This window comes from Kitasatospora sp. NPDC004240 (assembly GCF_053603215.1).
Window position 1 is genome coordinate 1 of sequence record NZ_JBSGFD010000425.1, and the last position, 2,141, is coordinate 2,141.

Here is a 2,141-nt window from a genome sequence, read left to right on the forward strand (position 1 = left end):
TGGAGAAGCTGAAGGGGCATCCGCTGTTCGCCCACATCACGCTGACCCGCTCGGAGCGTTCGCCGATCGCCGCGCTGGTCACCGAGATGCTGGAGGACATCAGCCCGTGATCCCGGCTATTCGGTCATAGCCGGACAAAAAGGTCAATTCCCCAGGCGGGGCCCGCTCCTGACGGAGCGGGCCCCGCCCCTTTCATCACATCGAGTGCTTTCTGTCCGGAGAACTCCCGCGCGGTGAATGTGATATGCGCCACGCAACAGGGAATTGCGTCGACAGTGCCCCTTGCGGCATGGTGAGGGTTCTGTCAGGCCCCGCGTACGGCGCGGCGGGCCCCCGCGCAAGCGGAGGTCGCCCGGACGGTCCGCCAACTCCGGTTGGTGGACGCACAAGTGAAGACCGATGAGCCGTACGCCGCCCGATCACAACGCCCGGTCGCCCCACGGTGGCCGGACGCCGGGTCAGTACCTCCCGTGACCAGCACCGACGGAGGGCAGCGCCAAGGGGCATGTTGCGTCCGCACGGTCACGCGTGGGCGATGCTGGAAGGAATCCATGTGACTCGGATCTCGGTCCGGGGAGTTGCTGTGGCCTCCGCCACCGCCGTCACCGCCGTCGGTGCCGTCGTGGGTGTGGCCTCGGGCAGCGAGGGCAAGTCCACGCAGACGCTCGACGTCGCCGGCGCGACGCTGCTTGCCGAAGTTCCCTCAGGCGCCCAGGCGCAGACCATCAGCGACAACTTCAGCCAGCAGGCTTCCGCGCAGCAGGCCTCCGCCGAGGCCGCCGCGAAGAAGGCCGCTGAGGAGGCCGCGCGCCAGAAGGCCGCCGCCGACGCGCAGGCCAAGGCCGACGCGGAGAAGGCCGCCAAGGAGGCGAAGGAGGCCGAGGACAAGCGCAAGGCCGAGGAGGCCAACCGCTCCAAGGCCCGTTCGGCGATGTCCGCGACCACGGACTCCGCTCCGCCGGTCAGCGTCACGCCCGGCTCCGTGCAGGCGCTCGCCCAGCAGATCATCGGCAACGACGCGCAGTTCCAGTGCTTCAGCCAGATCGTGAAGCGCGAGAGCGGCTGGAACTACACCGCGACCAACCCGAGCTCCGGCGCGTACGGACTCGTCCAGGCGCTGCCCGGTACCAAGATGGCCTCGGCCGGCGCGGACTGGCGCACCAACCCCGCCACGCAGATCAAGTGGGGCCTCAACTACATGAACAGCCGCTACGGCAGCCCCTGTGGCGCCTGGTCGTTCTGGCAGGGCCACCACTGGTACTAGAACCACCCGGTACCGCCCGCCGGTACCTCCGCCCGGGCCCCGACCGCTTCACCGCGGCCGGGGCCCGCGGCGTTCCCCGACCAGGCTTGTCCGACGAGTCGCGTCGGATCAGCGTGCGTCGTTGGGGTGCGTGCATCGCAAGGCGGAGGTGGGGGCACCTCCCGGCCGGAGGCTGGGGGAGGAGTCCATGCGGTGGGGGCACCTCCCGGCCGAAGGCTGGGGGAGCGTCGCGCGCCCGGCGGGAATCGTCGGACAAGCCCTTGGCGGGCCGCGCCGCCCGGGCTGCGCTGACCAGTGCGCCCACGGGCGGTGCGGTCCTGGGTGCGGACGCGGGGCGCGGGAAGGGGTCCTGGTTGCTTCCCGCACCGGCCGGTCCGCCGACAGTTGGCTCCTGGAGGCGGGGAGAAGACGGCGGGGGCACGCCTTCGTCCGGACTCCTCCCCGCTGCTCCGCGCCTGAAACCACCGGAAACAGCCTCTTTGCCCGGAAATCTCCCGGCGGTACGGGCCTCCTTGGGGCCTCCGCACCCCGGAGATGTCCCTGGTTACGAGGCCGCCCCGTACACCGGCCGCCCGGCGCCCGGTAGCGTCTCCCTGACGGCCGTGGCGGGACCCACGGCGTACCGCCGGGGCACGGCGGGGACGAGCGGGGAGCGGCGGGTAGCGGGATGGCGCGGGGCGGAAAGGCATTCAAGGCGCTGGCCAAGGGCATGGCCCTGGTGGCGAGCGCGGCGGCGGTGATCGAACGGCGCCGGCGGGCCGCGATGGCGGCCGACCCGGCGGAGCCCGTCCGGCCGCTGGAACTCGCGCCCGTGCCGGTCGCCGTGGCGGTGGCCCCCGAGCCTGCCGAGGCACCCGGGGCCGCGGCGCCCGCGGGT

At 72.3% G+C, this 2,141-nt stretch carries 1 protein-coding gene and 1 pseudogene; both read left to right on the plus strand.

Going from position 1 to position 2,141, the window contains the following annotated elements:
• Positions 1-553: 553 nt before the first annotated feature.
• Positions 554-1,264, plus strand: a complete 711-nt coding sequence (locus tag ACWEQL_RS42235) for an aggregation-promoting factor C-terminal-like domain-containing protein (protein ID WP_452156907.1) — start codon at positions 554-556, stop codon at positions 1,262-1,264.
• A gap of 667 nt (positions 1,265-1,931) precedes the next feature.
• Positions 1,932-2,141 (plus strand): annotated as a pseudogene (locus ACWEQL_RS42240) (hypothetical protein); the annotation flags it as partial.